Origin of the sequence: Tepidamorphus gemmatus (assembly GCF_004346195.1) — a bacterium.
Lineage (GTDB): Bacteria > Pseudomonadota > Alphaproteobacteria > Rhizobiales > Tepidamorphaceae > Tepidamorphus > Tepidamorphus gemmatus.
On sequence record NZ_SMAK01000014.1, the window covers coordinates 41815 to 65315 of the forward strand.

A 23501-nucleotide genomic window follows, 5' to 3' on the forward strand; every position below is an offset into this window, starting at 1 on the left:
GCTCCGTTGCAACTTCAGGGAGAGCATCCCGTGCGCGAATTGCTGTACATCGCCCTGACGGCATATGTGGCGACAACCATCGGTGCGAATGCCTTCGATCCCGGCGACGCGGATCAGGGCGAGAAGAACTTCCGCCAGTGCCAGGCCTGCCACATGGTCGGTCCACAGGCAAAGAACCGCACCGGACCCATCCTGAACGGGATTGTCGGCCGCCCTGTCGCCTCTGAACCAGGGTTCAACTATGGGAAGGGCATCAAGACCTTTGCCGAAGGCGGAAAGGTCTGGGACGAGGACATGATCTTCGAATATCTGAAGGATCCGTCTGCCTTTATCGGCGGGCCGTCGAAGATGGCGATGAAGTTCCCAGACGAGACGTTCCGTCGCGATGTCGTGACCTATCTGGCGCAGATTGGCGCGGACGGCCAGCGTACCCAGTAGCACCGCTGCCCACCCTCCCGGCGCGTTCGCGACCGACGCATCGATCGTTCAAGCGGGCTCACCGGGACCTGTTCAGATGCGACTTCGCCCCGCGGCGGGTGCAAACGTGGTCAGCCGTGACGGGCAAAGGCAATGGTCGCCTCGCCGAGCAGGACGCCGAATTTCGACATGCGAGCGCGATTGATCACCAGGTCGCCGACCCTGAAGAAGCGGTCGTCGAAACGCATGCGCCAGATCCGGCCGGAAACCGGCAGGTCGATCGCATAGCGCCATTCGATGTGGTCGGGCGCAATCCTGCCGTGCGCCAAGCCGACGATATCGTCAGCGGTGCCGACATAGCGATCTTCGCCGATCGTGCTGATGCGCCAGATGCGCCGTTCGCGGCGACCGTCGTCGTAGACGAATCGCTCGTCGAGGATGAAGTCCTGCGACTCGGCATAACCGTCGGTCTCGGCGATGAACCGCGCCCGGACGTTGCCGAACCGGTCCTGGAAGATGCCGTGGGCGCGCGTGCGTCCCAGAAGCGCGGTCTCGATGCGGAACGGCTCACCATCGATCGGGCGCATCATGTTCATGCCGGCCCCCTTGCGCGCCGCGCTCTGGCCCCACCAGCCGCCCTTTCGCGTCAAGCAATTGAATCCACGTCCATATTACGAGATCGATGTGACTTCGGATCACGCCGGGCTCAGCGAATGCCGGCGAAATGACGCCGGTGGAGATCGACGAGATGGGCAACGAGCGACAGCGACAGGAACAGGATCGTCCAGCCTGCCGCGGCATCGGCGAGAACGCTCCTGATCGCCAGCACCAGACAGGCACCCGCGGCGAGACTCGGCACGACGTCGCGCGCGGCGCGGGCCATCCCGCCGTTGCGGCCAAGCAGCACGACCAGGGCCAGCGCCTCCACAGCAATGACGCCGAGCACGATGTCGACGAACAGCACCATGGCGGCGGATCGTCGCCGGCCCGGTCAGCCGCACGCCCGGACGGGACCGACGCCGGCCGGCCTCATGGCGACACGAGCCGCATCAGATGCGCCATGTCCTTGAAGAAGATGCGCAGATGCGCTCCGGGCCGGCGTCGCACCAGCTGCTTCTCCATATAGGCCGACCAGGTCAGCGCCTGGACATCCGGATCGCGGCAGATGCTGACGAATCGCTCGCGTCGGCTGTCGCTGACATACCAGAAGCGCTGCATGATCCGGAGGATCCAGAAGACCCTGCCGTGCAGCCGCATGAATCGTCTGCGCGCCGTCGCGAGCGCCCGGGGGTTTCCGGTGGCAAGACACTCGGCAACAGCTTCTGCAGCGAGGCGTCCCCCGAGCATCGCGTAATAGATGCCCTCGCCGGAAGCTGGCGCGACGACGCCGGCTGCATCGCCGGCCAGGACGACGTTGCGGCCGTCGTCCCATCGTCGCAGGGATCGCAACGGAATCGGCGCGCCCTCGCGGCGGACCGTCTCGCAGCCTGCCAGGCCCGCCGTCAGCCGGAGCTCGGTCACCGCCTCACGCAGCGAGAAGCCCTTGACGGCAGTCCCGGTGCCGACGCTGGCGGTGTCGCCGTGCGGAAACACCCAGCCGTAGAAGTCGGGTGACAGGCGGCCCTGGTAATAGACGTCGCAGCGCCCGCCGTCATAGCCGGGAAGACCGGGGGGCACACGGACGATCTCGTGATAGGCGAAGACGTACGGCACCCTGCCCTCGCGCGGCAGGGCCGTGCGGGCGACCGCAGAGGCTGCACCGTCGGCGCCGATCACCAGCCGCGCGCGCACCGTCGTCATGCCACCGGCGGGATCGCGATAGGTGACGCGCACGGTGCCATCCGGATCGCGGCTCAGATCCTCGAAGGTGCCGGTGCGCCGCTCGGCGCCGGCCGCGCGGGCCCGCTCCCGCAGCCATTCGTCGAAGATCTCGCGATCGACCATGCCGACATAGCCGCCGGCCGCAATCGGCATGTCAACCTCCCGCGAGCTGGGCGCGACGATGCGGGCCGACGTCACGCGGGCGACCAGCAGGGATTCGGGAATGGCGAACTCGCGGATCAGACGGGGCGGCACCGCGCCCCCGCAAGGCTTGATGCGGCCGGCCCTGTCGAGGAGCAGCACCGCGTGGCCGAGCCGTGCCAGATCCGCGGCGGCAGTCGCACCGGCCGGTCCGCCGCCCGCCACCACGACATCGAACGCTTCAGGTCCGTACATCGCTTCCTCCCTGCAGGATCGCCGGTCCGATCGCGCCGCGACGCGGCGGTGCGACGATCGCCCGGCCGATCCGCATGGCCAGCCCGGCCGACACCAGGAACAGCAGCGCCTCGAGCGCAAACACCGTCGCGTAGGCTGCAGCCGGTGCCTCGAGGACAAGGCGCAGGATGTCCACAACAGCTGTTCCGGCGAATCCGCCGAGACCGAAGGCAATCGCCTGCGCCGCGCCCCAGAGACCCATGCGGATACCCTCGCGCGGCAGATTGCCGATGCTCGCCAACCCCATCATCGATCCGATGGCAGCGACGGCGAAGACCCCGTTGGCGGCACCCAGCATGAAGACGTTCACCGTCAGCGGCCAGCCAGGCCCCACCGAGCCACCGAGCGACAGCAGCGCCAGAGCCAGCGCCGAAGCAACACAGCCGCCGATGGTCCAGCCACGCAACGTGCCAAGGCGCCCCCGCCAGATGCCCGAGCAGGCAAGCGCGACGGCGATCATGCCGATGAACACGCCGCCGTGCTGGATCCCGGACAGCTGGGTCGACTGGCCGGGCGTCATGCCGAAAACCGCGCCGGCAAACGGCTCGAGAACGAGATCCTGGGCACTGTAGGCCAGCATCGACACGAAGACGAAGATCGCGAAACGCCGCGAGTCTGGCTCTGTCCACACCTGGCGGAGGGCATCTGCAAAGCGGCCGGCCACAACCGTCCGCGGTGGAACGACAGCCGTCGCCGGCCCTTCCACCCGCCACAGCGCGACGATTGTGACGAGGACGGCAACCAGCGATACCGTTGCCGTGACGACCACCAGACGCCCGACGGAGAACGGATCGAGGAAGTGCCCGGCAAGCGTCGCGGTCACGACGAAGCCTGCGATCATCATCAGCCAGACGATGGTGGCCGCCGGAGCGCGCCGGGCGGGATCGACGCGAGCGGCGAGAAGCGCCAGCAGGTTGGTACCCGACGCACCGACGCCGATTCCGACGAGCAGGAAGGCCAGGACGGCAACGCAGAGTCCGGCAAACGGACGGGTCCCAATCATCGCGGTGCCGACCGCCGCCAGCGTGCCGCCGGCGGCCAGCACGCCCATGCCGCCCAGAATCCATCCGCTGCGCCGGCCACTCGTGTCCGATCCGTAGCCCCACCGCGGCCTGAGGATCTGGACGCCATAATGCATGGCGACGAGGGCGCCCGGCAGGACCGCCGGAAGGGCGAGTTCGACGACCATCACGCGATTGATGGTCGATGCGGTGAGCACCACGATCGCGCCAAGCGCCGTCTGCACGAGGCCGAGGCGAAGGATCGCGATCCAGCCAAGCGCAGCAACCCCGCTCATGGCCGCAACCCGATCATGCCGGAACCTGAATCGGCCGGACAGCGAAGGCGCTGGCGAGCATCGCCAGAACGAACAGCGAGGTGCCGGTCGCATTGTAGAGCGCGGCGCGTTGGCGGGGGCGCTCGAGCAGCTTGCGCAGGGGAAACAGAAGGACCGCCATCAGCACGACCTGCCCGACGAGCAACGCGGCGACGATCGCCGCGTGCACGGGCCGACCCCAGGCGAGGAGCAGGCAAATCACCACAAGCTGGGGAACAGCCATCACGAGGCAGGCCAGCCGCGTCGCCGCCGCCACGCCAAGCCTGACCGGCAGCGAGCCGACGCCCATGCGTCTGTCGCCGCCGACCGATTTGAAGTCGTTGAGGGTCATGATGCCGTGCGCGCCAATGCTGAACAGCAGCGCCAGCCAGACGACGCGCCAGTCGGGCATGGCGGCCGCCATCACGGCTGCTCCCGTGAACCACGGCAGCCCCTCGTAGCAGAGGCCGACCGCGGCATTGCCGAACCAGCCGTTCTGCTTGAGGCGGAATGGCGGAGCGCTGTAGGCCCAGGCCAGTGCGAGCCCGATCAGCGCGGCGCCGAGCACCCATGGTCCGAGCATGGCCGCCACCAGCAGCGACAGGCCCGACCAGATGATCGCGACATAGAGTCCCCACAGGCCGGGCATCCGGCCCGATGGTATCGGCCGACCGGGCTCGTTGAGCGCATCGACATGGCGATCGAACCAGTCATTGACCGCCTGACTGGTGGCACAGAGCAGCGGTCCGGCCAGCAGCAGGCCGGCGGCGACCAGCCAGAACCGGCCGAGGATGTCGCCACCGCTCGACACGACGCCGCAGCCGAAGGCCCACATCGGGGCGAACCAGGTGATGGGCTTGAGGAGTTCCAGCACCGCCGACGGGGCGGGCCGCTCCGGCGCCCGAATGGAGATGGCGAGGCGCGTCATGAACTGACGCTACAGTTGACATATGTAACTGTCAATTATAATTGACATACCCTCGCATGGCTCATCGGCTGGCCCGGCAACGAAGATCCGGGTGACGACTATCCTGGGCGACGACCATCCGCGAGTCGCCGGAAGCGCCGTCGGGAGCACGCGGTATCAGGAGCGTATCAGGAGTCGAGCTCGCCGAGTCCGTAGCGGCGCAGCTTGGCGTAGAAGCTCTGCCGGCTGAGGCCGAGCATCTGGGCCGCCGAAGCGCGGTTGTCGCGGGTCAACCGCAGCGACGCCTCGATGCACAGCTTCTCGATGACGTCGGTGGCCTCGCGCACGAGGTCCTTCAGCGGCACACGCCCGACCAGTTCGGTCAGCTGGTCGACGGAGTGTGGCAACCCATGCGGAACGCCGTTCAGTTCCCGTGTCGAGCGGCCCACATAGCGGATGATGAAGCCGAGACACGGTGCGTCGCCGTCCGGCACGGACACCGCCGTGATCTCCACGTCCTCCCGCCCTTCGTACTCGCCGCGGATGAACGTCGAGAAGTTGCGCAGCGAACCGTGTTCGCGAAGATTGCTCAACAGCGAATTGGCATCGATCGAGCCGCGGCCGAGCCAGCGCTCCAGCGAATGTCCCTTCGCCTGGTCCTCGGTGGCGAGCTGGGTGAGGTCGAGGAAGGCGGCGTTGCAGGCCAGCACCCTGAGTTCGGGATCGGTGACCACGAAGCCGTCCGGCAGGCCCTGCATGACGCCCTGCAGCAGGGAATTGTGCTTGGGCGCGACGATCGCCGTCTCGTCGTGCGGCAGCGACAGGCGGACGAGATAGTAGGCCGATTCCTCGCGCCGGAAGATCGACGCGGAGACCATGCAGGGCCCGCGATTGTCGCGCAGACAGGCCGCAACCGGGTCGGAATGCCCGGAGGAGTGGAGCGTGGCGAACATCCGCTCGACCGAGCGGGCGCTGTCAGCGTCGAGCAAATCCGTGAAGCTGCGCCCGACGGTGCGATCCTGACTGCGCTGAAGTACGTCGAGGGCCGCCGGATTGACCTCCTGAATCTTGCCCGTGGTCGCGTTGACGATGACAACCGGCTCCGAGGCGAGCTGGAACAACAGCCGATATCTCGTTTCCGCATGCCTGAGGCGGGCGTATTCGCGTTCCATCGTCTGCTGGACTTCCACAAGTCGCTGCTGCAGGGCGGCAAGAGCAACCAGATCGCGGCCTAGGGCCAGGATCCTATCACCTCTCAGGCGCCGAGCGAGATACCGAACCGGAATGTCCGGCCCGGAACCCGCGGGATGGTTGACCTGACGCCAGCGCGCCGGATCGCCGGCAAGGGCGGCATTCACCATCTCCACCACTTTCGGGCGGCTCTCGACCGTCACGATATCGAACCAGTTGCGGCCGCGCCAGCTCTGCGGCTCGAGCCGAGACGCGTCCTCGCTGCTGCAGGCGACATCGCAGATCGTGCCATCCGGCTCCAGAACAAGCGCGACATCCGCAGCCTCCTCGATGAGGAGGCCGATCGTTTCTGGGTCCAGATCACTGAAGGCGGCTGCCGGCGACCTGAACGAAACCCTGCCATTGCGCGAGGCCACGCTTTCCATTGTGCCTCCAGTTCATCGGGCCAGTTCCGTCTCTAGCATCGGCCCTCCACGGCACCAACCATAATTTCCGCAACCCTGACGGCCTCGCGGGCATCGCGGGCCATCGCGTCCGCCCCGACGCGTGCGACCCAGTCAGGGTGGTCGACGAAGACCCTGCCGCCAACGAGGATGCCGACGCCCTGATTGCGCGACTCCCGGCGGATCATCCTGATCACGCCCTCGAGCTGTTGGACAAGACTGTCGGCGCTGATCGACAGGCCGACCAAGGTGAACCAGTCGCGCCGCACGGCTCCCATCAGCTCCTTGCTGGACATCGCCGGCCCTCCGACCACGTCCCATCCGGCCCGCCGCAGAAATGATTCGACGAGGAAGATGCCCAGCGTGTGCTGCTCGCCCGGCATCGCCACCAGCATCGCCCGGCGTGTATCGCCGGACGATACCACCCCCTCGGCCTCGAACGCCGGGGCATGATGGCGCGCGATCTGCTGGAGGCGGGCCAGGCCGATGGTAACGTCGGCGAAGCTGCACAGATCCGCCTTCCACATCTCGCCGAGCAGCTTGGCGGCCGGCGTGATCAGATCGATGTAGATCGACTCGAGCGTCACTCCCTGCGCCTTCATCGCCTCGATATAGGCCTCGCCGATCGAACTGTCATGCAGCAGCACGATCCGGGTCAGCTCGGCCACCGCCTCCGCGCCCGGCTTCCGTTCGGGCGCGGGAGTCGGGCGCAGGCCAGGTTCTTCGGCATGGGCGAGCAGCAAACGAGGTATGACTTCGGAGGCAATCGCCTTCTCGAGATTGGCCTTCCAGCGGACCGAGGCCCGGCGACCGGGCGCTTGACCAGCCCCACCCAATCCCTCGTCCAGACAGTCGCTGTAAAGGTCGCTTATACAGCCGTCCGCAATGTGTGGGTCGGGGCCGCCGTCGTCGTTCATTGCCCACCTCCCTCGCCCGCCGCCAGCAGGCCCCCGTCCGGATGGGTATAACTTATTGTTTTTTCTATTCTTTTATGAAACCGTCCCTGCAGCTGCAAGGACAACCCCATGCCGGAGGTAGTGACTACGATAGCGCCAAGTTGCCGCAGCAGGAAGACGATTCTGGCAAAAATCGGTCGCGAGTGTAAATCTGCATGTACGTAAACATAGATTGACACTCGTTGGAGGCGTTCGTAGAGTCGCGGTGTCGCATTCCGGCGACCAACACAAACGTCCAAAGGGGCGCATCCGATGCAAAGGCGCGCGGACACTGGTCGCACTGGCGGCCCGCTCTACACCCCGCAGGAGCGACTGCGCCGTGACGCCTCCCCCTGGACGACCGTGCAGGCCGTTCTCGCCCCCCTGCAGTTCGTTGTGTTCCTTGCAAGCCTCGTGCTGGTCGTGCGCTATCTGGCGACCGGCGAGGGCTATTCGGCCGCCGTGATCTCGGTCGTGACGAAGACGCTCGTCCTGTACGCGATCATGGTCACCGGCTCGATCTGGGAAAAGGCGGTGTTCGGACGCTGGCTGTTCGCCCCGGCCTTCTACTGGGAAGACGTGTTCTCGATGCTGGTTCTGGCCCTGCACACCGCCTATCTGGCGGCGCTTGCGGCCGGCGTCGGCGGACCTCGCCAACAGATGCTGCTGGCGCTCGCTGCCTACGCCGCCTACGTCGTCAACGCCGTCCAGTTCCTGATCAAGCTGAGAACCGCCCGCCGCGAGGCGCCGACGCCCGGTGGCCGGGCCGGTGAGGTGACGGCATGACCGCGGCGGCCGCCATCGCCTGCCGCGACGCCGCGCCGCTGGCGATCCTGCGCGAGCGCGGCCAGCGCGAGGTGTTCTGCGGGCTCACCGGTATCGTATGGCTGCACCGCAGGATCCAGGATGCGTTCTTTCTCGTCGTGGGATCGCGCACCTGCGCGCATTTGCTGCAATCGGCGGCGGGCGTGATGATCTTCGCCGAACCGCGCTTCGCCACCGCGGTCATGGAGCAACGCGACCTCGCCGGTCTCGCCGACACTCACGACGAGCTCGAACGGATCGTCGCCCGGCTCATCGAGCGGCGCCCGGACATCCGGCTGCTGTTTCTTGTCGGCTCCTGCCCATCCGAGGTCATCAAGCTCGACCTTGCCAGCGCGGCGGCGCGGCTTTCGGTCCGGTATGCGCCGCAGGTCAGGATCCTCGCCTACTCGGGCAGCGGCATCGAGACGACCTTCACTGAGGGCGAGGATGCCTGCCTCGCCGCGCTGGCGGCCGAACTGCCGGCATCGGAGGGCGCCAGCACCCGGTCGCTGATGGTCGTCGGCGCGCTCGCCGACGTGGTCGAGGACCAGTTACGGCGCATCTTCGCAGAGCTCGGCATCGGCCCGGTGCATTTCCTGCCGCCGCGCCGCTGCGCCGACCTTCCGCCGGTCGGTTCGGGCACGCGGCTGCTTCTGGCGCAGCCCTTCCTCAACGAGACGACGCGCGTTCTCGAAGGCCGCGGCGCGCGCCGGCTGTCGGCGCCCTACCCGCTCGGCGCGGACGGTACCGCGGCGTGGCTTGCTGCCGCAGCAAGGGACTTCGCGGTACCGGCGGCAAGGTTCGAGGCGGTCATCCGGCCGGCACGGGAACGGGCGCGCCGCGCGCTGCTGCCGCATCGCGACAGGCTGCAGGGCCGGCGGGTCTTCCTGTTTCCGGACTCCCAGCTCGAACCGCCGCTCGCCCGTTTCCTGGCGGGCGAACTGGGAATGCGGATCGTCGAGATCGGAACCCCCTATCTCAACACGCGCCTGCTGGACGCCGAGCTGCCACTGCTGCCGGCCGAGACGCTGGTGAGCGAGGGGCAGGACGTCGACCGGCAGCTGGACCGTTGCCGTGCCGCAGCGCCCGATCTGGTGGTCTGCGGCCTCGGTCTCGCCAATCCGCTCGAGGCCGAGGGCTTCACGACGAAATGGTCGATAGAGCTCGTCTTCACGCCAATCCAGGGGTTCGAGCAGGCCGGCGATCTCGCCGAGCTGTTCTCCAGACCCCTGCTGCGCCGCGCACGGCTGGAGGTGTGAGGATGAAACTCACCGTATGGACCTACGAGGGACCGCCCCATGTCGGCGCCATGCGCGTCGCGACCGCGATGGACGGGGTGCACTACGTGCTGCATGCGCCGCAGGGCGACACCTATGCCGATCTGGTGTTCACCATGATCGAGCGGCTCGGCAAGCGCCCGCCGGTGACCTACACGACGTTCCAGGCCCGCGACCTCGGCGCGGACACGGCGAACCTCTTCAAGACCGCGACCCGCGAGGCCTGCGACCGGTTCCGTCCCGACGCCATCATCGTTGGCGCGTCGTGCACGGCGGAGCTGCTGCAGGACGATCCCGGCGGCCTCGCCAGGACGCTGGGTCTGCCCGTGCCGGTCATCCCGCTCGAACTCCCCTCCTACCAGCGCAAGGAGAACTGGGGCGCTTCCGAGACCTTCTACCAGCTGGTGCGGGCGATGTGCCAAGCCGAAGTCGCGCCACCGCGCGCCGACCGCGCCGGACGGCCTGTCTGCAACATCCTCGGGCCGACGGCGCTGGGTTTCCGGCATCGCGACGACGTCGCGGAGGTGCGGGGCCTGCTGGCGTCGCTCGGGATCGCGGTCAACGTGACTGCACCGCAGGGTGCTCGCCCGACCGACCTCGCCAGACTGCCGGAGGCCGATTTCAACGTGGTGCTCTACCCCGAGATCGCGGCGGTCGCGGCGCGCTGGCTCGAACGGTCGTTCGGCCAGCCCTTTACCCGGACCGTGCCGATCGGCGTCGGGGCGACCCGCGACTTCATCCGCGAGGTCGCAGCCCTCGCCGGCGTCGATCCGACACCAGCCCTCGATGATGAGCACTCGCGCCTGCCCTGGTATTCGCGCTCGGTCGATTCCACCTATCTCACCGGCAAGCGCGTGTTCGTCTTCGGCGACGCGACCCATGCGATCGCCGCCGCCCGCATCGCGCGCGAGGAACTCGGCTTCGAGGTCGTCGGCCTCGGCACCTATTCGCGCGAGTTCGCCCGCGAGGTGCGGGAGGCAGCTGGCCAGCTGGGGCTCGAGGCGCTGATCACCGACGACTATCTGGAGGTCGAGGCATGCATCGCCGACCTCCAGCCTGAGCTGGTGCTCGGCACCCAGATGGAGCGCCACATCGCCAAGCGCTTCCGCATTCCCTGCGCGGTGATCTCGGCCCCGGTCCATGTCCAGGATTTCCCGGCCCGCCGCTCGCCGCAAATGGGCTGGGAAGGCTCGAACGTCATCTTCGATTGCTGGGTGCATCCGCTGACGATGGGGCTCGAGGAGCATCTCCTGACGATGTTCCGCGAGGACCACGAATTCCACGACGCGGCCGGCCCCTCGCACCTGCAATCCGAGCAGCCCCGGGAGTCGAAACCGGCGGTCGCGCCGGTGAGCGACCTTGCCTGGTCCGGCGAAGCCGAGACGGAGCTGGCCAAGGTACCCTTCTTCGTGCGCGGCAAGGCGCGCCGCAACACCGAGCGCTTCGCGCGCGACCGGGGCCTGTCGGTCATCACGCTGGAGACGCTGTACGATGCCAAGGCGCATTTCGGGCGATAGCGCGCCCGAACGGGCGCAAGACCCGGCGGCGGTGCCGGTCAGGGTCGTCATCGTCACGCTGGACAACCATCTGGCCAGTGCCGTGGATCGCGCCGCCGTGGAACTGCGCCGTTCCATCCCCGGTCTCACGATCGACTTCCATACCGCCTCCGACTGGTCCGAGGATCCCGCGTCGCTCGAGCGCTGCAAGGCGGACATCGCCAGGGGCGACATCATCGTTGCGACAATGCTGTTCCTCGACGAGCATGTCCGGGCGATCGCACCGGCGCTCGAAGCACGACGCGAGCAGTGCGACGCGCTGCTGTGCTGCTTCTCGGCCGGCGAGATCGTGCGCCTGACCAAGGCCGGGCGCTTCTCGATGAGCACCGAGGCGCGCGGCGTGCTGGCAATGCTGAAGCGCCTGCGCGGCAGCCGCAAGGCCGGCGCCTCAAGCGGCCGCGGCCAGATGAGGATGCTGCGCCAGATCCCGCGGATGCTTCGGTTCATTCCGGGCACCGCTCAGGACGTGCGCGCCTACTTCCTGACGTTGCAATACTGGCTGGCGGGGTCGCAGGCCAACGTCGTCGGCATGGTGCGGATGCTGGTCGACCGTTATGCCGCCGGGCCGCGTGCCTGTCTGCGCGGCACGCTGCCGGCGGCGGCGCCGGAATGCTATCCTGAGACGGGTCTCTACCATCCCGACCTGACCGAACGCATCACCGACAGCGCCGGGCGCCTGCCGCGCCCGCAGGCGGCGCGCGGCACGGTCGGGCTGCTGATCATGCGCTCCTACGTGCTGGCCGGGAACACCGCCCACTACGACGCGGTGATCCGCGCCTTCGAGGCGGCCGGACTCGCCGTCGTTCCCGCCTTTGCAGCCGGTCTCGACAGCCGCCCGGCGATCGAGGCGCATTTCTTCCGGAACGGACGCAGTGCCGTCGATGCGGTCGTCTCGCTCACCGGCTTCTCTCTGGTCGGCGGTCCCGCCTACAACGATGCCCGCGCCGCCGAGGAGGTGCTCGCGCGGCTCGATGTACCTTACGTTGCCGCCCATGCCGTTGAATTCCAGACGCTGGAACAATGGGCGGCTTCGGCGCGCGGCCTGACCCCTGTCGAGGCGACGATGATGGTCGCGATCCCCGAAATCGACGGCGCCACTGGTCCGATCTTGTTCGGCGGGCGATCCGACGCGGCGTCGGCCGACATGCCCCGCGACATGCGCCCGCAGCCGGACCGAATCGACCGGCTGGTCGGGCGCATCGACCGGCTGATCACGCTGCGCCGCACGCCGGTCGCCGAGCGCCGCATCGCGATCGTGCTGTTCGGGTTCCCGCCGAATGCGGGCGCGACCGGCACCGCGGCCTATCTCGCCGTGTTCGAGTCGCTGTTCAACACGCTCACTGCGTTGCGCGGTGCAGGATACCGGATCGACATGCCGGACAGCGTCGCGGCGCTGCGCGCGGCGATCCTCGGCGGCAATGCGGAACTGTTCGGCACGGATGCCAATGTCGTCGCCCGCATCAGCGCCGACGATCACGTGCGCAACGAGCCGCACCTGGCCGAGATCGAGGCGCAATGGGGGCCGGCACCCGGCCGTCACCAGAGCGATGGCCGCTCGATCCTGGTGCTCGGGGCGCGATTCGGCAATGTTCTGGTCGGCGTGCAGCCCGCCTTCGGCTACGAGGGTGATCCGATGCGCCTGCTGTTTGAGGCAGGCTTCGCGCCGACCCATGCCTTTGCTGCGTTCTACCGCTACATCCGCGAGGACTTCGCCGCACATGCCGTCCTGCATTTCGGCACCCACGGCGCCCTCGAATTCATGCCGGGCAAGCAGGTCAGCCTATCGGCCGCGTGCTGGCCGGACCGGCTGATCGGCGATCTGCCCAACATCTATCTGTACGCCGCCAACAATCCCTCCGAGGGCACCATCGCCAGGCGGCGGTCGGCGGCCACGCTGGTCAGCTATCTCACGCCGCCGGTGGCGCAGGCCGGCCTCTATCGGGGGCTGATCGACCTCAAGTCGTCGCTGCAGCGCTGGCGGGCGGGATCCGACCTTGCCGCAGCAGACCGCGACGCGCTGGCGGGCCTGATCCAGACCCAGGCCGCCGCCCTTGATCTTGCCACCGACACGCCGGCCTGGACGGCAGCCAGCGAGGCGGAGATCGCCGACCTGTGGGCGAGCCTCCTGGAACTCGAATACACGCTGATCCCGCACGGTCTGCACGTGATCGGCCGCCCTGCGAGCCCGGATCAGCGAGCCGATCTGCTCGTCACCGTCGCGCAGGCCGCACACGGCACCGCGCTGCCGCGCGAGGCCGCGGAGGCGCTGGCCGCGGGCAGCAGCGCAGCGGACGTCGCCGACATCGCCGGAACCGCAGTGTCAGCGGACGTCGCCGAGGCGCTTGCAAGGACGGCGCGGCTGCTCGCCGAGGATCACGAGATCCCCGCGATCCTGCGCGCACTGGACGGCCGGTTCGTGCGTCCTGCGCCCGGCGGGGACCTGATCCGCACCACCGATATCCTGCCGACCGGCCGCAACCTGCACGGCTTCGATCCGTTCCGCATCCCGAGCGCCTTCGCTGTCGCGGACGGCGCCCGCCAGGCCGAGCGGCTGCTTGCCCGTCATTTCGAGGACACCGCCACGCTCCCCGAATCCGTGGCGATCGTGCTGTGGGGTACCGACAACCTGAAGACCGAGGGCGGCCCGATCGCCCAGGCGCTGGCGCTGATCGGCGCGCGACCACGCTTTGACAGCTACGGCCGGCTCGCCGGCGCCGAACTGATCCCGCTGGAGGCGCTGGGACGCCCCCGGATCGACGTGGTGATGACGCTGTCGGGGATCTTCCGTGACCTGCTGCCGCTGCAGACCCGGCTGTTGGCGGAAGCCTGTCTGCTCGCCGCGGAGGCCGACGAGCCGCCCGACCAGAATTTCGTCCGCAAGCACGCCCTCGCCTACCAGGCGACCCAGGGCTGCGACCTCGAGACGGCGGCGCTGCGCGTGTTCTCCAACGCCGACGGTGCGTACGGCTCGAACGTCAATCACCTGATCGACACCGGCTCCTGGGATAACGAGGACCAGCTCGCGGAGACCTACTCGGCCCGCAAGTGCTTCGCCTACGGTCGCACCGGCAAGCCGGTCCGCCAACCCGAGCTGCTCGAGGCAGTCCTCGCCAATGTCGAGCTGACCTATCAGAACCTCGAATCCGTCGAGCTCGGCGTCACCACCGTCGATCACTACTTCGACAGTCTCGGCGGGATCAGCCGCTCGATCGCACGCGCCCGCGGCGCCAGCGTGCCCGTCTATATCGGCGACCAGACGCGCGGCGGCGGACGGGTGCGCACGCTCGCCGAGCAGGTGGCCCTGGAGACGCGAACGCGGGCGCTGAACCCGAAATGGTACGAGGGCATGCTGTCGCACGGTTACGAGGGCGTCCGCCAGATCGAGGCGCATGTCACCAATACGCTGGGCTGGTCGGCAACGACCGGTCAGGTCGCGCCGTGGGTCTACGAACAGCTCACCCGCACCTTCGTGCTCGATCCGAAGATGCGCGCGCGTCTCGCCGCGCTCAATCCCAAGGCGTCGTCGCGGGTCGCCAACCGGCTGATCGAGGCGCACGAGCGGGCCTACTGGACGCCGGACGAATCGACGCTGTCCGCGCTTCGCGACGCGGGCGACGAACTCGAGGACAGGCTGGAAGGCCTGCAGGCGGAGGCTGCCGCATGACCACCGTGCTCGACCGCTATGGACCCGCCCGCTACCGCCGCGACGACGGCGACGGCAGCGTCCAGGTGAAGCTCGATCCCGCGATCCGGATCGAGACCGCCAAGGTGTTCGCCGTCTACGGCAAGGGCGGCATCGGCAAGAGCACCACGTCGTCAAACCTGTCGGTCGCCTTCTCCAAGCTCGGCAAGCGCGTGCTGCAGATCGGCTGCGACCCGAAGCACGATTCGACGTTCACGTTGACCAAGCGGCTGGTGCCGACCGTCATCGATGCGCTGGAATCGGTGGAGTTCCACTCCGAGGAGCTGCGCGTCGAGGACTTCGTGTACGAAGGCTACAATGGCGTCATGTGCGTCGAGGCGGGTGGACCGCCGGCCGGCACGGGCTGCGGTGGCTACGTCGTCGGGCAGACCGTCAAGCTGCTCAAGGAGCACCATCTGCTCGAGGATACCGACGTGGTGATCTTCGATGTGCTGGGCGACGTGGTGTGCGGCGGCTTCGCCTCGCCGCTGCAGCATGCGGAGCGGGCGCTGATCGTCACGGCGAACGACTTCGACTCGATCTTCGCGATGAACCGCATCGTCGCGGCAATCCAGGCCAAGTCGCGGAACTATGACGTCCGGGTCGGCGGCGTGATCGCCAACCGCAGCGCCGGGACCGACGAGATCGACCGGTTCAACGCTGCCACCGGCCTGCAGCGGCTCGCGCATTTCCCGGATCTCGACGAAATCCGCCGCAGCCGCCTGAAGAAGGCGACCCTGTTCGAGATGGAGCCGACCCCCGCGCTCGAGGCCGTTAAGGCCGAATATCTGCGGCTTGCGGCGCGCCTCTGGGCGGGGACGGAGGCGCTCGACGCGCGCCCCATGAAGGACCGTGAGATCTTCGATTTCCTGGGGTTCGACTGATGCTTGGCCAAGGCTACGTCTGCCGTCGCGGCGAACTGGAAACCTACTTCGACCGAACCGCGGCCGACGCCTGGTCGCGGCTGACCTCGGACGCGCCGGTCGGGCGGATCCGCGCCACGGTCCGGGCGGGCCGGGAGCGAATGCGGCAGACGCTGCTCGCCTGGATGCCCGCTGACCTGTCTGGCTGCCGGCTGCTCGATGCCGGCTGCGGCACCGGAGCGCTGGCCATCGAGGCAGCACGGCGGGGAGCCGACGTGGTGGCCGTCGACCTGTCGGCAACACTGATCCGGATCGGCCGCGAGCGGATGCCCGACATGCGGCTTGCTGGTCGCGTCGATTTCCGCGTCGGCGACATGCTCGATGCGCGCTTCGGCCGGTTCGATTACGTGGTGGCGATGGACTCGCTGATCCACTACCGCAGCGAGGATCTCGCCCAGATGCTGGCCCGGCTCGCGGACCGCAGTCGCTTCGGCGTGCTGTTCACGGTGGCGCCGCGCACGCCGGTGCTGGCGGCCATGCATGCGGTCGGCCGGCTGTTCCCGCGCGGCAACCGCGCGCCCGCGATCGTTCCAGTCAGCGATCGTGCGCTGCGGCGGGCGATCCGCTCGACCCGCCTGCTGGATGCCTGGCGGATCGGCCGGACTGCGCGGGTCGCCAGCGGCTTCTATACCTCGCAGGCCATGGAGCTGGTTCCGGGATGAGACGGGTCAACGACAGCCTTGCACGGCTGTGGCTCGGGGTCGGGCAACGGTTCCTGCCATTCGCCGATGCCGCCACGACCGAGCTGCCGCTCGGACGGCTGCTCCGGCTGTCGCTGTTCCAGGTCTCCGTCGGTATGGCCGTCGTCCTGTTGAACGGCACGCTCAACCGGGTGATGATCGTCGAACTGAACGTTCCGGCCTGGCTGGTGGCGACGATGGTGGCCCTGCCGCTGGTGTTCGCCCCGGCCCGCGCGCTGATCGGCTTCAGGTCCGACACGCACCGCTCACTGCTCGGCTGGAAGCGCGTTCCCTACATCTGGTTCGGTACGCTGCTGCAGTTCGGCGGCTTCGCCATCATGCCGTTCGCGCTGCTGGTGCTGTCCGGCGAGGGGCACGGCGCCGCAATCTACGGCCAGATCGGGGCGGCGCTCGCCTTCCTGCTGGTCGGGGCGGGTCTGCATACGGTGCAGACCGCCGGCCTGGCCCTTGCAACCGATCTGGCGCCGGCCCGTGCGCGGCCGAGGGTTGTGGCGCTGCTCTACGTGATGCTGCTGGCCGGCATGGTGACGAGTTCACTCGTCTTCGGCGCAGCGCTGCGCGATTTCAGCCCGACCCTGCTCGTGCAGGTCGTCCAGGGCGCGGCCGTGCTGACGATGGGCCTCAACCTGATCGCGCTGTGGAAGCAGGAGCCGCGCAATCCCGAGGCGACCGCGCCGGGGCGCGTCCGGCCGACCTTCCGACAGGCCTGGGCGAGCTTCTCCCGGACGGCCAGCCCGCAGCGCCTGCTCGTCGCGGTCGGGCTCGGGACCGCGGCATTCTCGATGCAGGACATCCTGCTCGAACCCTATGGCGGCGAGATCCTCGGCCTGTCGGTCGGCGCGACCACGGTGCTGACCGCCCTGCTGGCAGGCGGGACACTGACCGGGTTTGCGCTCGCGGCACGGTCGCTCGGGCGCGGCGGCGATCCGCATCGCATCGCCGCACTGGGCGCGCTGGCCGGCATCGGTGCATTTACCCTGGTCATCCTCGCCGGCGCGATCGACTCCGCCGCGGTGTTCCGTGCCGGCACGGCGATGATCGGCTTCGGTGCCGGGCTGTTCGGGGTCGGCACGCTGATCGCCGCGATGGATCTCGCCGGCGAGGGCACCGCGGGAATGACGCTCGGCGCCTGGGGGGCGGTCCAGGCCACCGCCGCCGGCCTCGGCATCGCCGCCGGCGGCATCCTGCGCGATGTGATCGGCGGCCTTGGCACGACCGGTGTGCTGGGGCCGGCGCTGACGACGCCGGCGACCGGCTACAACTCCGTCTACGCCATCGAAATCGTCCTGCTCTTCGCAACGCTGGCGGCCATCGGACCGCTGGTGCGGCTCGTGCGCATCGACCCGATGCCGCGCGCGCCACAGCAATTCGGACTGGCCGAATTCCCTGGCTAGTCCCCGACTCGGGAGGTCTCAAATGCCAACCGGCGCCATCACAGGTCACATAGACGTCGCACAGGTCGTCCTGTACGCGTTCTGGATCTTCTTCGCGGGACTGATCTTCTACCTGCGGCGCGAGGACAAGCGCGAAGGTTATCCGATGGAGCGCTCGCCCAACGAGCGCCCGCAGCGCCCGAGCCGGGTCGGCTTCGTCGGCTTCCCGACGATGCCCTCGCCGAAGACCTTCCTGCTCGCCCATGGGTCTGCGGTGATGGCACCGGCGCCAAACGCCGACCACCGGCCGGTCAATGCCGTGCCCGGCGGCCGCTTTCCCGGCGCGCCGCTGATCCCCGCCGGCGATCCGATGACCGCTGGCGTCGGTCCGGGATCCTACGCGCTGCGCCATGACAAGCCGGACCTCACGGTCGACGGCGAGGCGAAGATCGTGCCTCTGCGGACGGCGGCGGGCTTCTATCTGGAGCCGCGCGACCCCGATCCGCGCGGCATGGAGGTGATCGGCGCCGACGGCAAGGTCGCCGGCAACGTGACCGACGTCTGGATCGACCGCTCGGAATACATCATGCGCTACCTGGAAGTGGCGCTCGCAGGCACTGCCGGTGAGTCGGCTCGGTCCGTCCTGCTGCCGGTCAACTTCGCACGGATCGACGGGAAGCGCCGCAAGGTTCGCGTGAACGCGATCCTGGCCTCGCAGTTCGCCGGCGTTCCACGCACGGCAGCCCCCGACACGGTGACATTCCTCGAGGAGGAGCGGATCTGCGCCTACTACGGTGCCGGCACGCTTTACGCCACCCGGGCGCGACAGGAGCCGCTGCTATGACAACGCGCGTCCGTCGCGGCATTGCCGGGCTGCCCGGCCCGCTTCCGGCAGGCGAGCGGCTGATCTGGCAGGGCATGCCGGACTGGCGCTCGCTTGCCCGCCACGCCTACCATGTGCGCAAGGTGGCGGTCTATTTCGGCATCCTGATCGCCTGGTCCGTGACCGTCGATCTCCATGACGGCCACCCCCCGGCGCAGATCCTCGGCGCCGTCGTCTGGCTCATCGTGCCTGGGGCATGCGCCTGCGCGCTGCTCACGGCGCTCGCCTGGCTGTCCGGGCGGACGACGATCTACACGATCACCGACCGCCGGATCTGCCTGCGCTACGGAATTGCCTTGTCGGTCACGCTCAATCTGCCGTTCGCAGCCATCGAAGCGGCCGCGCTGAAGACCCATGCCGACGGCACCGGCGATCTCGCCGTGAAGATCGGCGAGGGACGCCGCATTGCCTATCTGGCGCTGTGGCCGCTGGCGCGGCCCTGGCACATCCGCAGTCCCGAACCGATGCTGCGGGCGCTACCGGAACCGCAGCATGTGGCACGCCTGCTCGGCGCCGCGCTGGCGGCCTCCGCCGGCCAGACGGAGCGCCCGCGCCCGGTCGAGCCCGTCGCCCGGCCGGAACTCTCCGGCGCAACCGCGCGGACGGCGGCGGCGGGCTAGGGAGGAACGACGATGCATGGCCACGCGATCGAGCCGTTTCCGAGAGGTCCGCTGCTGGCGGCCGGCGTCCTGATCGCCGCGACGATCGCCGTTGCCGCGTGGTCGCGCCACACCGGCGACGGGCGAGTCGCGCTGCCGCCGGTCGAGACGATCGCGAGCATCGACGTTGCGTTCGCCGACCGGGCCGACGGCGGCGTCGAGGTGACCGCGGCCGCCGACGGGCGGGTGCTGCATGTCTACGAGCCCGGCACCAATGGCTTCGTGCGCGGCGTGATGCGTGGGCTGGCGCGGGAGCGCCGGCTGGCCGGGATCGGCGCCGGGCCGCCGTTCCGGCTCGCGCTTGGCGCGGATGGCCGCCTGACGCTGAGCGATACCGCGACCGGCCGCGTGATCAGTCTGGAAGCGTTCGGGCCGGACAATGTCGGCGCCTTCGTGGAAATTCTGAACCATCGGGAGGTACGGCAATGATGGGCTTCGGCACCAGACGCAGGATCGAGGTGCCCTGCACGGTCGAGGTCTCGAACACCTTCGAAAGCCTCCACGCCCATGTCGTGCTCGATGGCGACATCGCCATCGAGCCGGGCGACGAGGTCAAGGTGCATGGCGGGCCGGTAAGGGTTCCCTACGGCGAGACGGCCACCTTCCGACGCCAGGCAACGATCGTGAAGGCCGGCCTTATCGAGCGCGAATGGACGCGCCTCACCGGCGACCTCGAGTTCATGGAACTGCTCGAATTCAGCTTCTCGGAAAAGGAGAAGAACGCGCTATGACCATCGAACGGCTGGCGATCACCGCCAAGGACACCACGAGTCTTGCGCAGCAGGACACGGTGCTGAGCCCGCGCTTCTACACCACCGATTTCGACGCGCTCGACCGGATGGACGTCACCCCGGTGCGGGAGGAATGGGACAAGCTGATCGCCGAGATGCGCAGTGATCCCAACAAGAAGCATTTCGTGCGCAACGAGGAATGGGACAGGGTCGACCTGAACGAGCTGCCCGAGGGGTTGCGCAAGGAGTTCATCGACTTCCTGGTCAGCTCGCTGACCGCCGAGTTCTCGGGCTGCGTGCTCTATGCGGAGATGAAGAAGAGGGGCACCAATCCGGACATCTGCGAACTGTTCAGGTACATGAGTCGCGACGAGGCCCGCCATGCTGGCTTCATCAACGACACCCTCAAGGATTTCGGTCTCGGCATCGACCTGGGCTTTCTGACCCGCACGAAGAAGTACACGTACTTCCGGCCGAAATTCATCTTCTATGCGACATACCTGTCGGAGAAGATCGGCTATGCCCGCTACATCACCATCTACCGGCAGCTCCAGAAGCATCCGGACCGGCGCTTCCATCCGATCTTCAAGTGGTTCGAGAAGTGGTGCAACGACGAGTTCCGTCACGGTGAGGCCTTCGCGCTGCTGATGCGGGCGAACCCGGAGGTCCTGTCGGGTCTGAACAGGCTGTGGGTGCGCTTCTTCCTGCTCGCCGTGTTCGCCACGATGTATGTCCGCGACCATGCCCGGCCGGAGTTCCACAAGGCACTCGGGGTCGACATCGACGACTACGACTTCACCGTGTTCCGGATCACGTCCGAGATCAGCAAGCAGGTCTTCCCGCTGACGCTCGATCTCGACCATCCGGCATTCAAGGCCGGTCTCGACCGGCTGGTCAGGATCAACGAGGGCATGGCCACCTGCGGCAGCGGCATCGGCGGGCGGTTGCGCAAGGCCGGGCTGGCGGCCGCCGCCGCCGCGACCTTCGTGCGGCTCTACCTGCTGCCTTCGCAGCGCAATGTCGCGCCTGACTCCCCCCGGCTGGCGCCGACCTGGTAGTGGCGCGGCGATGACGGCGGCGGAACACGGTCTGGCGGTCCTCTACGCCCTCGGCCTGTGGTGGGCATCGACGGGACTGATCCTCTATCTCGACGGCCTGCCCCGCCGCACCTTTCCGGTCACCCTGACCGGCGCGTCCGCCGCCGCCCTGGCCGCGCTGGCAGCGCTCGCCGCCGGATTCGGGGAAGACTCGGTCGCCGGCGCCTATGTCGGCTTCACCTGCGCGATCGTCGTCTGGGGCTGGAATGAGGTGGCGTTCCTGCTCGGCTACGTCACCGGGCCGAACCGAAGCCCCTGCCCGCCCGGCGCGGCGGGCCGACGGCGCCTGAAGCTCGCGGTCGCGACGATTCTTTACCACGAGATCGCGATCCTCGCCGGCGCCGGCCTCATCGCGCTCGCCGCCTCGGGCCCGGCGGGCCAGGTGGCGCTGTGGACCTATCTGCTGCTGATGGCGATGCGGCTGTCGGCGAAGCTGAACGTCTTTCTCGGTGTTCCCAATCACGCCGAGGACATGCTGCCGCCGCATCTCGCCTATCTTTCGAGCCATTTCCGCCGCCGACCGATCAACCCGCTGTTCCCGCTGTCGGTGACGGGCGCGACAGTGCTGCTCGTCGTGCTGGTCATGACCGCATCGGGTCCGGCCCTGCCGGTCGATGCAGCCGCGGCGACCCTGCTCGCGGCGCTGGTGGCGCTGGCGATCGTCGAGCACTGGATGCTGATCCTGCCGCTGCCGGCCGCAAGCCTGTGGCGGTGGAGCCTGCGATCACGCGATCACGCGGGCGCGCAGGCGGCGGTCGCCGCAGCGACCGCCGCCGCGCGTGCCTCCGTTTCCCGAGAGCCCTGGAGCCGGCCATGAACTACGAGGACTTCTTTCGCCGCGAGATCGACGGCCTGCACGAGGAAGGCCGCTACAGGGTCTTCGCCGATCTGGAACGCAACGCCGGCAGCTTCCCGCGCGCCACCCATCACCACGGCGAGGGGACGTCAGACGTCACCGTCTGGTGCTCGAACGACTATCTCGGCATGGGCCAGCATCCGGCGGTGCTGGCGGCAATGCACGAGGCGCTGGACCGGTGCGGTGCGGGTGCCGGCGGCACGCGCAACATCTCCGGCACCAACCATTATCACGTCCTGCTGGAGCGCGAGCTCGCCGACCTGCACGGCAAGGAGGCCGCGCTGATCTTCACCTCCGGTTACGTCTCCAACTGGGCTGCGCTGTCGACGCTCGCCTCGCGGATTCCCGGCTGCGTCGTGTTCTCCGACGCGCTGAACCATGCCTCGATGATCGAGGGCATCCGCCACAGCCGGGCCGAGCGGCGCATCTTCGCGCACAACGATCCCGACGATCTCGACCGGCAGCTCTCGGCCTATCCGAAGGAGACGCCGAAGCTGGTCGCCTTCGAGTCGGTCTATTCGATGGACGGCGACATCGCGCCGATCGCCGAGATCTGCGACGTCGCCGAGGCACATGGCGCGATGACCTATCTCGACGAGGTGCATGCCGTTGGCCTGTACGGACCGCGCGGCGGCGGCGTCGCCGAGCGTGAGGGACTGATGCATCGGCTCACCGTCATCGAGGGCACACTCGGCAAGGCATTCGGCGTGTTGGGCGGCTACATCGCCGCCTCCGCAGCGCTATGCGACTTCGTGCGCAGCTTCGCGTCGGGCTTCATCTTCACGACCGCACTGCCGCCGGCCGTCGCGGCCGGGGTGATCGCGGCCGTCCGCCATCTGAAGACGAGCGAGCTGGAGCGGCAGCGCCAGCGCGACCGGGTGGCGAAGGTGCGCCGCCGGCTGGACGCCGCGGGCATTCCGCATCTGGCCAATCCGAGCCACATCGTGCCGGTGATGGTCTGCGACGCGGTGCTGTGCAAGCGGATCAGCGACGAACTGCTGAGGACCTACGGCATCTATGTCCAGCCGATCAATTATCCGACGGTGCCGCGCGGTGCCGAGCGGCTGCGGCTGACGCCATCCCCGCTGCATTCGGATGCCGACATCGACCATCTGATCGGCGCGCTCGGCGCGATCTGGGACGATCTCGGCCTGCGCCGCGCGGCCGCGTGAGCGAGGGCGGCGACCTGCCGCAGCCAGGAACGCACGAGACGACGAGGAGGAGGACAGGTCATGACCGCAGCGCCCATCGACGCCGCAGCCCTCAGCGCCGGCGCGCAGCTGCCCGGCGGACGTGACGCCGCGAGGGATGCGGGCCGGAACCGTGTTCGGGAAGCCGGCCGGGACCCGCGACCGCAGACCGCAACCCCGCCTCCGTCGGCAGCGCGATTTGCCGGCCCCACCCCCCTTTTGGACACGGTACGCGTTCCTGCTGATCTTCGTCGGCTGTCGGACGATCAGCTTCCGCAGCTTGCGGAGGAGCTTCGCCGAGAGCT

At 68.4% G+C, this 23501-nt stretch carries 22 protein-coding genes; 15 read left to right on the top strand and 7 right to left on the bottom strand.

Going from position 1 to position 23501, the window contains the following annotated elements; genetic code table 11:
* The first annotated feature begins 30 nt into the window (after positions 1–30).
* The gene (locus tag EDC22_RS16400) at positions 31–438 is read left to right on the top strand and encodes a c-type cytochrome (RefSeq protein WP_245499810.1); all 408 of its coding nucleotides are present in this window, start codon (positions 31–33) and stop codon (positions 436–438) included.
* A gap of 110 nt (positions 439–548) precedes the next feature.
* Here EDC22_RS16400 and EDC22_RS16405 read toward each other — a convergent pair whose 3' ends face one another.
* The 7 genes from EDC22_RS16405 to EDC22_RS16435 form a co-directional block, all read right to left on the bottom strand.
* Positions 549–1067, bottom strand: coding sequence for a DUF3833 family protein (locus tag EDC22_RS16405; protein WP_132807756.1), 519 nt, complete (start codon positions 1065–1067; stop codon positions 549–551).
* Positions 1068–1123: 56 nt separating this feature from the next.
* Positions 1124–1384 (bottom strand): hypothetical protein, encoded by a 261-nt coding sequence (locus EDC22_RS16410; RefSeq protein ID WP_132807757.1) that lies wholly within the window; start codon positions 1382–1384, stop codon positions 1124–1126.
* Between the two features lie 62 nt (positions 1385–1446).
* Positions 1447–2634, bottom strand: a complete 1188-nt coding sequence (locus EDC22_RS16415; RefSeq protein ID WP_132807758.1) for a geranylgeranyl diphosphate reductase — start codon at positions 2632–2634, stop codon at positions 1447–1449.
* A complete protein-coding gene (locus EDC22_RS16420) occupies positions 2621–3970 on the bottom strand; it encodes a BCD family MFS transporter (protein WP_132807759.1) in 1350 nt (449 codons plus the stop codon). Before EDC22_RS16420 ends, EDC22_RS16415 begins: the two co-directional genes overlap by 14 nt.
* A 13-nt stretch (positions 3971–3983) precedes the next feature.
* Entirely contained in the window at positions 3984–4916 is a 933-nt protein-coding gene (chlG, locus tag EDC22_RS16425) for a chlorophyll synthase ChlG (protein WP_132807760.1), read from the bottom strand.
* Between the two features lie 167 nt (positions 4917–5083).
* A complete protein-coding gene (gene ppsR / locus EDC22_RS16430; protein ID WP_132807761.1) occupies positions 5084–6511 on the bottom strand; it encodes a transcriptional regulator PpsR in 1428 nt (475 codons plus the stop codon).
* Positions 6512–6543: 32 nt separating this feature from the next.
* Positions 6544–7446, bottom strand: a complete 903-nt coding sequence (locus tag EDC22_RS16435; RefSeq protein ID WP_132807762.1) for a cobalamin B12-binding domain-containing protein — start codon at positions 7444–7446, stop codon at positions 6544–6546.
* Between the two features lie 291 nt (positions 7447–7737).
* On the opposite strand from EDC22_RS16435, the gene bchF reads away from it, so the two are divergent.
* Genes bchF through hemA form a run of 14 tightly spaced genes read left to right on the top strand, consistent with a single transcriptional unit; the run spans position 7738 to position 23178 of the window.
* The gene (gene bchF / locus EDC22_RS16440; protein WP_132807763.1) at positions 7738–8250 is read left to right on the top strand and encodes a 2-vinyl bacteriochlorophyllide hydratase; all 513 of its coding nucleotides are present in this window, start codon (positions 7738–7740) and stop codon (positions 8248–8250) included.
* On the top strand, positions 8247–9527 hold the full coding sequence (locus EDC22_RS16445) for a ferredoxin:protochlorophyllide reductase (ATP-dependent) subunit N (protein ID WP_132807764.1): 1281 nt from the start codon (positions 8247–8249) through the stop codon (positions 9525–9527). The genes bchF and EDC22_RS16445 overlap by 4 nt, the downstream gene beginning before the upstream one ends.
* A 2-nt stretch (positions 9528–9529) precedes the next feature.
* The gene (bchB, locus tag EDC22_RS16450; protein WP_132807765.1) at positions 9530–11062 is read left to right on the top strand and encodes a ferredoxin:protochlorophyllide reductase (ATP-dependent) subunit B; all 1533 of its coding nucleotides are present in this window, start codon (positions 9530–9532) and stop codon (positions 11060–11062) included.
* Positions 11037–14765: a magnesium chelatase subunit H gene (locus EDC22_RS16455; protein WP_132807766.1), complete on the top strand. Its 3729-nt coding sequence runs from the start codon at positions 11037–11039 to the stop codon at positions 14763–14765. The genes bchB and EDC22_RS16455 overlap by 26 nt, the downstream gene beginning before the upstream one ends.
* Positions 14762–15667, top strand: coding sequence for a ferredoxin:protochlorophyllide reductase (ATP-dependent) iron-sulfur ATP-binding protein (gene bchL / locus EDC22_RS16460; RefSeq protein ID WP_132807767.1), 906 nt, complete (start codon positions 14762–14764; stop codon positions 15665–15667). The genes EDC22_RS16455 and bchL overlap by 4 nt, the downstream gene beginning before the upstream one ends.
* Entirely contained in the window at positions 15667–16368 is a 702-nt protein-coding gene (gene bchM / locus EDC22_RS16465; protein ID WP_132807768.1) for a magnesium protoporphyrin IX methyltransferase, read from the top strand. The genes bchL and bchM overlap by 1 nt, the downstream gene beginning before the upstream one ends.
* Positions 16365–17801, top strand: coding sequence for a BCD family MFS transporter (locus tag EDC22_RS16470; RefSeq protein ID WP_132807769.1), 1437 nt, complete (start codon positions 16365–16367; stop codon positions 17799–17801). The genes bchM and EDC22_RS16470 overlap by 4 nt, the downstream gene beginning before the upstream one ends.
* Positions 17802–17823: 22 nt before the next feature.
* Positions 17824–18624, top strand: coding sequence for a photosynthetic reaction center subunit H (puhA, locus tag EDC22_RS16475; protein WP_132807770.1), 801 nt, complete (start codon positions 17824–17826; stop codon positions 18622–18624).
* Positions 18621–19283, top strand: a complete 663-nt coding sequence (gene puhB, locus EDC22_RS16480; protein WP_132807771.1) for a photosynthetic complex putative assembly protein PuhB — start codon at positions 18621–18623, stop codon at positions 19281–19283. Before puhA ends, puhB begins: the two co-directional genes overlap by 4 nt.
* Positions 19284–19295: 12 nt before the next feature.
* Positions 19296–19751, top strand: a complete 456-nt coding sequence (gene puhC / locus EDC22_RS16485) for a photosynthetic complex assembly protein PuhC (protein WP_132807772.1) — start codon at positions 19296–19298, stop codon at positions 19749–19751.
* Positions 19748–20053, top strand: coding sequence for a hypothetical protein (locus EDC22_RS16490; RefSeq protein WP_425385540.1), 306 nt, complete (start codon positions 19748–19750; stop codon positions 20051–20053). The genes puhC and EDC22_RS16490 overlap by 4 nt, the downstream gene beginning before the upstream one ends.
* Entirely contained in the window at positions 20050–21111 is a 1062-nt protein-coding gene (gene acsF / locus EDC22_RS16495) for a magnesium-protoporphyrin IX monomethyl ester (oxidative) cyclase (protein ID WP_132807773.1), read from the top strand. The genes EDC22_RS16490 and acsF overlap by 4 nt, the downstream gene beginning before the upstream one ends.
* A gap of 10 nt (positions 21112–21121) precedes the next feature.
* Entirely contained in the window at positions 21122–21967 is an 846-nt protein-coding gene (gene puhE / locus EDC22_RS16500; RefSeq protein WP_132807774.1) for a putative photosynthetic complex assembly protein PuhE, read from the top strand.
* A complete protein-coding gene (gene hemA, locus EDC22_RS16505; RefSeq protein ID WP_132807775.1) occupies positions 21964–23178 on the top strand; it encodes a 5-aminolevulinate synthase in 1215 nt (404 codons plus the stop codon). The genes puhE and hemA overlap by 4 nt, the downstream gene beginning before the upstream one ends.
* The last annotated feature ends 323 nt before the right edge of the window (positions 23179–23501 follow it).